The organism is Bradyrhizobium sp. Kon69 (assembly GCF_055807515.1).
The window spans coordinates 157,611-164,289 of sequence record NZ_JBVVOS010000021.1; the positions used below are offsets into that span (position 1 = coordinate 157,611).

3 protein-coding genes and 1 pseudogene are annotated in these 6,679 nt (G+C 63.0%); 3 read left to right on the top strand and 1 reads right to left on the bottom strand.

What is annotated here, in order from left to right; all coding sequences use genetic code 11:
* Window positions 1–35 precede the first annotated feature (35 nt).
* Window positions 36–681 (top strand): annotated as a pseudogene (locus AC0L3U_RS26650) (GrlR family regulatory protein).
* 530 nt (window positions 682–1,211) lie between these two features.
* Here the strand turns inward: AC0L3U_RS26650 and AC0L3U_RS26655 are convergent.
* Window positions 1,212–2,075, bottom strand: a complete 864-nt coding sequence (locus tag AC0L3U_RS26655; RefSeq protein ID WP_473363813.1) for a helix-turn-helix transcriptional regulator — start codon at window positions 2,073–2,075, stop codon at window positions 1,212–1,214.
* 376 nt (window positions 2,076–2,451) lie between these two features.
* Here AC0L3U_RS26655 and AC0L3U_RS26660 point away from each other — a divergent pair, with 376 nt between their 5' ends.
* Together AC0L3U_RS26660 and AC0L3U_RS26665 are read left to right on the top strand one after the other, a co-directional pair.
* Entirely contained in the window at window positions 2,452–5,472 is a 3,021-nt protein-coding gene (locus AC0L3U_RS26660; protein WP_473363814.1) for an autotransporter domain-containing protein, read from the top strand.
* Between the two features lie 318 nt (window positions 5,473–5,790).
* Window positions 5,791–6,477 (top strand): outer membrane protein, encoded by a 687-nt coding sequence (locus tag AC0L3U_RS26665; protein ID WP_473363815.1) that lies wholly within the window; start codon window positions 5,791–5,793, stop codon window positions 6,475–6,477.
* Window positions 6,478–6,679: the final 202 nt, after the last annotated feature.

Below are 6,679 nucleotides of genomic sequence, written 5' to 3' on the forward strand. Positions count from 1 at the left end.
GAGGAAGGGGCAACGATGCCTTCGGCCGCAGCATCATGTGCATGCATGACGGCAAGCTGCTGGGCGGCAATTCGGCTTTCGCGCATCTCGGAAGCTATTTCGAGCGCGACGGCGAGATCATTGCCGAAGTCATCACCGAACGCCATAACGACGATCCCAACTACAAGCCGCTGATGGGGGCTGATGTCGCCTCGATCGGCGCGCGCGGCCGGCTTGTCGGCAACCAGATCCGTCTCGCGGGGCAGCGCGGACACGATGCCGGGCGCCGGTTTCTGGGCCAATCTCACGCGGCTCGATGACGAGGGGTTGCCGCCGCAGGGGACGATTGGTCCGGGCGGGGTGGTGAACGGGCTCTATGCGATCCACCTGCGCGCGCTCGACGGGGTCGATGCCGGGCTCTCGGGCGTCATGCTGCTGATGGACGGCCGCATCCTGGGCGGCGATGCGTTCTTCTACTATCTCGGCTCCTATTCCTCGGCTGACGGCCGCTGGAAGGGCGAGATCCTCAACCAGGAGCACACGCCGGCGAAGGGCGAAAATCCCGTGTTCGGCGGCTATGAGGTCGGGATCGGCTTCTCCGGCACCTGCACCGCCGACAGCGGCGAACTCGAAGGCATCGCACTCGCCGGCAAGCGCAGCCTGCGGCTGGCGGCCTCGCTCAAGCTGATGCGAAGGGCGTAGGACGGTTACTCAAAAATCTGGGTGTCCGCTTGCGAAGGTAGAGCAGGCCTGACGTGCGACTGGGGCGATACCGGCAAGTGACCCAACTACGACATTGAGCCGTCACCGGATGCTTAGAAGCGCGGGGCGGCCCGATATTGTGTCGGCTCTCCAGAGCGTTCTCTTTCCAATGGACTACGGGTGTTCCGTTCAATTTGGGCAAAAAAGAAGACGGTGCCTCCCAATGTCGACGAAACAACAAATCCTAGAATAGCGAAGGATAACCCCGAACAGGACTCCAGTAGTCGCTACCTGGCCTATGCCTTGCAACCGGATGTCAACGTTGGGAGAAATTCCGAAAATGCTCGACCAGACCGCTCCAGACGCTGCACCATAAAGTCCTCCGACAAGTGTGCCGAAAAGTATCGAGAGCACTGCCATTGCTTCGACAACCCCCATCACCAACCTTCGAAAAGAAGTCATTTCACCCCTCCAGCTTGTGCTCCCATCCTAAGGCGAGACAATCGAGCAGCAATACATTTGGTCGCCCATTATCGCAGCCTGCCGAGCCACAGCGCGGCGAGCGACTGGCGACTGCGCACGCCGAACTTGGCGTAGATCGACTTGACGTGGAAATGCGTGGTGTTCGGACTTTGCTCGAGCTTCTGCGCGATCTGCCTTTCCGTGTCCCCGGCGAGCAGTCCGAGCAACACCCGGCGTTCAGCGGGTGTGAGGGGCGCGTCGGCGATGAGCAGACCGTGGCTGAGCAATTGTTGACGGTGAAACCATTTCAAGGCGCGCATTACGAAGCCCAGGCGCTGGCCGTCCTGTGCCGTAAAGCGGGGTTGCTTTGCATCGCGAAACACGAACAGGCGAATCCTCAAATCGTCATTGAGCGCAATGCGTACGGAAATGCTGTCGGCGAAGCCGACATCCAGATAGTGCCGCCGATAGTGCTTGCCCTCGAACCATGCCGGCGGCAGCGTTTCGAACAGCAGGCGGACGCGGAACGGCTCATCGCCCGACATTGACAGGATCTGCGACAGGTCGACGTCGTCCGACCAGAGCGTATCGTACTGCTTCTGCACGGATGCCGCGACCGCCGGTACCGGGTCCAGCACCCTGACGAGGCGCGGACGCCAGCCGAGCAGGGGATCGGCCCGCTTCGGCGAAGGCAATCGCACGACCACGCCCCACAGCACATTGCGTGCCGACAACATGGTGCGCAGTGCGGACATCAGGTGGGTCAGTGCAGCATCACCATCGGCGACCGAGAAGTCGGCCAGTTGATCCCAGAGTGCATAGACGTCTTGATTTTGCGGATCGATGGGATCCGTGGAGAGAAGCATGTCATTCCCAGTGCGCGTGCAGAGTTTCTCTGACCTCAGAGGTCGCCGACCTGCGCGGGCATACATAAAGCACGGCGAACCACCTTTCTAGGTAGTTCTCAGACCTATCCAGTGGCGCGATATTCGGCGCCGTGACTGGGAAGACGGATTCTCTCAGCGTAGCGACATTGGGAGATCAGCGATGCGTACGACGACGGGCGCGCGCCGGCTTAGATGGCCCGGCGAAGGCCGGACGGACAGGCGATGGCCCGGCTCTTTCTTCGTCCTGTCAGGCGCTATTCCGGCACTCGCAGCTTCCACCGGCCAGGGTGCCGGCGGTGGAGCAATGAAGTGAAGAATACGCCTGCCCGTCGACAGCGCCGCGAGCTTCTGGTGCGATCAACTCTCCTGAGCGGCACGGCTTATGCCCTGATCAGTTGCACCTGTGCGCACGCCCAGACATGTGTCCGACGGTGCCAGCCTGTCGGCGGCGATCGCGCAGGCCGACAGCAATGCCAGCGCGAGTTATGTCATCAATTTCCAGAACAACATCACGCTGACTGGCGCAGCGGCCGACACGCTGAGCGCCTTCAACACCACCAGCAACGTCACAGTGAATGGCGGCGGCTTCAGGCTGGACGGCGGTGGCGTGCAGCGCGGGTTCTTTGTCTACGCAGGCACTGTCGCCATTAACAATCTGACGATCCAGAACACCCAGGCGCTTGGCGGCGACGGGGGCAACGTTGGATTCGGTAGCGGGGGCGGCGCTGGCGGCCTCGGTGCAGGCGGCGCGCTGTTCGTGGCGAGCGGTGGCCATGTGACCGTGAGCAACGTCGTTCTTTCAGGCAACAACGCAACCGGCGGCGCCGGCGCTGTCGGCGGTGACGGCGTGCCGGGCGCAGGAACGGCCGGCGGCGCAGGCGGCGGTCTCGGCGGCCATGCAGTGGGCGGGTTCGCCGGTGGCGGTGTCGGACGCGGCGCCGATGGCGACACAGGGGCCGGAGGCGGGGCGGGCATTGTCGTTGGTGCGGCAAGTGGCGGACAGGGTTTCGGCGGCTCCCCCGGTGGCATCAACGGCGGAGGTGGCGGCGATGGAGGTGCCGGCGGGATCGGCGGAAGTTCCATATTCGGCAATGGCCAAGGCGGTTTCGGCGGCGGCGGCACTCATAGTGCTGCGGACGACAGAGGCGGCTCGGGGGGATTTGGCGGCGGCGGCGCAGGGGGTCACTCGATCGCGGGCCATCAGGGAGGCGCTGGTGGCGTTGGTGGCGGCGGCGGCGGCGGCGGCGGGGCAGACCATTTGGGTGAGGTGGCCGGAACCGGCGGGAGTAGAGGATTTGGTGGTGGCGTCGGTGGCAACGGCAGCAGCATCGCGGCGAACGGTGGCAGTGGTGGAGGCGGCGGCGGCGGCGGCGGCGCCGGATTGGGCGGCGCCATGTTCGTTCAGGAGGGCGGCTCGCTAACGATCGCCGGCGCGTTCAACGTCAACGGCGGCAGCGTCGCCGGGGGAGCCGGCGGCACGGGCGGCAACGGTTTTGGCGGCGTGGACAATGGCACGGCGGGTAGTGGCGGTTCTGCTTTCGGAGCCGGCATCTTCCTTCAAGGCAACGGCATCCTCAACTTCCAGCCCGCCGGCGGCGCGACGCAAACGCTTTCAGACGGCATCGCCGACCAGACCGGTTCTGGCGGCACGGGTGTCGACGCCGGAACATGGGGACTGAACAAGAACGGCGCCGGCACGCTGGTGCTCTCGGCGGCCAACACCTATAGCGGGGCAACGATAGTAGACGGCGGAACGCTGCGCGCCGGACATGCCGCCGCGTTCGGGACCAGCGACCAGTTTTCGGTCGCGGGCGGCGCGACGCTGGATTTGAACGGCTTCAACCAGACATTCGCCGTTTTGCAAGGCGCCGGCACGGTGACCGGCGCCAGCAGCACGATCTCCGGCATGTTTACGCCAGGCAACAGCACGCCGGGTTCGTCGATGGCGATAACGGGTAATCTCGCGTTCCAGGCGGCCGCGCAATATCTGGTCCAAATCGACCCCACGACGGCCTCATTCACGGTCGTCAACGGTACAGCGACGCTTGGCGGCGCTGCGGTGGGCGCCAGCTTTGCGCCCGGGACCTATGTGCAGAAAAAGTACATCATCCTCACCGCGACGGGCGGCGTCAGCGGTGCCTTCGGTGGCGTGATTACTTCCGGTGCGCCATCGAACTTTTCTTCGACGTTGAGCTACGATGCCAACAACGTCTACCTGGACATGGTCCTGAATTTTGGCATTCCAGGCGGCCTCAGCCCCAATCAGCAGGCGGTCGGCGACGCGCTGACGAAGTTCTTCAACACCATCGGCGGCATTCCCGCAGCGTTCGCAAACATGTCGCCGAAGGGGCTCTCGCAGGCGGCCGGCGAGACCGGAACGGGATCGCAGCAATCCACGTTCAACGCGATGAACCAGTTCATGGGCGTCATGACCGACCCGTTCATTGCCGGACGCGATGACGGCGGAACTGCCGGCGGCAACGCCCCCGGTTATGCCGACGAGGAAGCGCTCGCCTTTGCCGCGAAGAAGCGCAATCCGAATGATGCGCTGGCGGCGATTTACACCAAGGCGCCAGTGGCGGTGCCGTTCCAGCAGCGCTGGAGCGTGTGGGCGGCCGGCTTCGGCGGCTCGCAAACGACGGATGGCAACAACGTGACCGGCTCCAATGCGGCGACGTCGCAGGTCTATGGCACAGCTGTTGGTGCCGACTATCGCTTCTCGCCGTTTACCATCGCCGGCTTCTCGCTGGCCGGCGGCGGTACCAGTTTCAGCGTCGCCAATAGCGGCACCGGGCGTTCCGACCTGTTCCAGGCCGGCGCGTTCGTTCGGCACACTATCGGCGCCGCCTATGTTTCCGGCGCACTCGCCTATGGCTGGCAGGATGTCACCACCGATCGCACCGTCACCATTGCCGGTATCGATCGGCTGCGCGCGCAGTTCAACGCCAATGCCTGGTCCGGCCGCGTCGAGAGCGGTTACCGCTTCGTGGCGCCCCTGATCGGCGGGATCGGCTTCACGCCCTACGGGGCGGGCCAGTTCACCACGTTCGAACTGCCGGCCTATGCGGAAGGTGTCATCTCGGGCAACAACACCTTTACGCTCGCTTATACGGCGAAGAGCGTGACCGACACCCGCAGCGAACTCGGCGTGCGCACCGACAAATCCTTCGCCATGCAGAGCGCGATGCTGACGCTGCGCGGCCGCGTGGCCTGGGCGCATGACTTCAGTTCCGACCGCGGCATCGGTGCGACGTTCCAGACGCTGCCGGGCGCCAGCTTCTTCGTCAACGGCGCCCCGCAGGCTAGCGATTCCGCGCTTCTCACCGCATCCGCCGAAACCAAATGGATGAACGGCTGGTCGACCGCCGCGACTTTCGAAGGCGAGTTCTCCAACGTGACGCGCAGCTACGCCGGCAAAGGCGTGGTGCGATATGCGTGGTGAACTCCTCGGGTGGCAGCGTTGCCGTCGGAAATGATCAGGCCGCGCGATCACGTGATGACGCTCGGCGTGAACTACAATTTCGCTCGGACTCCGTTCCCTGGACGGAGTGCGCTTGAGAAATGAGATCGATTGGCGCGCTGTTGAGATCGCGAAGAAGCGGCGGCGCGCGGGCGCCGCCGACCCGAATGACGCTGTCTGCTTGCTACCGAGCGTCATTCTTACTGAAAGACGAGTCGAGAGCGTGACGATGAGGACGCACTGCTACCGTTCTCGAAAGCTATGAATACAGTCGATAACTTAAAAAACAGGTGGGCTTTAATGAAGAAGATCTTGATGGCCTCGGTGGCCTTACTGACTATGGTTGGCTCATCATCGGCCGCTGACTTGTACGCAAAGGCGCCGGCCCATGCCGCTCCGGTTTTCAATTGGACAGGTTTCTACGTCGGTGTGAACGCCGGATATGGCGGCGGTGAATCGGCGATCATCACTGAGTCTCCTTTCGGGAGCGGAGTGTTGGCTCTCAAGTCGAACGGATTTCTCGGCGGCGGCCAATTTGGTTACAACTGGCAGGCCGGACAGTTCTTGTATGGCTTCGAAGCTGACATTCAGGGCACCGATGTGAAGAGCAGCCTCGGGATCCCCGCGCTTTTTGGCGGCGCCGTCGGCACGACGGTGGATTATTTCGGTACGGTTCGCGGACGCATTGGTTTCCTACCGTGGGAGCGTTTCGTCGTTTACGCGACGGGCGGTCTCGCCTATGGACAGACAACAACCAACAGCGGCGTTCCACTCGGGACGAATACGAAACTCGGTTGGACCGCCGGCGCCGGCTTCGAATACATGATCGCACAAAACTGGTCTTTGAAGACCGAGTACCTTTACGTTGACCTGGGCAAGGACGCATTCAACCTTGATCAATTTGGCCTTCCCCCAGGCACCGGTTTCTCGGTCAGCGAAAAAACAGACATGCACGTCGTGCGCGCTGGTGTGAACTATCATTTCTAAGCGAACGAAGCTTAAGCGAACGAAGCTTTCAGACGTTGGCTTAGAACGAGACGCAAGAGGGGCCCCGGCGACGGAGCCCCTCAGTTATTTTTCACACTGCGTTGGTTTGCACTTACTCGGCGTCGAAGGAGTGAAGCCACGATGCACTGTCACCGTACTGCTGCTTCACTGGAGCTTATGGGTCATGCTGCGACGTCGTCAC

Excerpts from the sequence above, each read along its gene's own strand:
- AC0L3U_RS26655 (WP_473363813.1), bottom strand. The coding sequence starts at position 2,075 with ATGTATGCCCGCGCAGGTCGGCGACCTCTGAGGTCAGAGAAACTCTGC.
- AC0L3U_RS26665 (WP_473363815.1), top strand. The coding sequence starts at position 5,791 with ATGAAGAAGATCTTGATGGCCTCGGTGGCCTTACTGACTATGGTTGGC.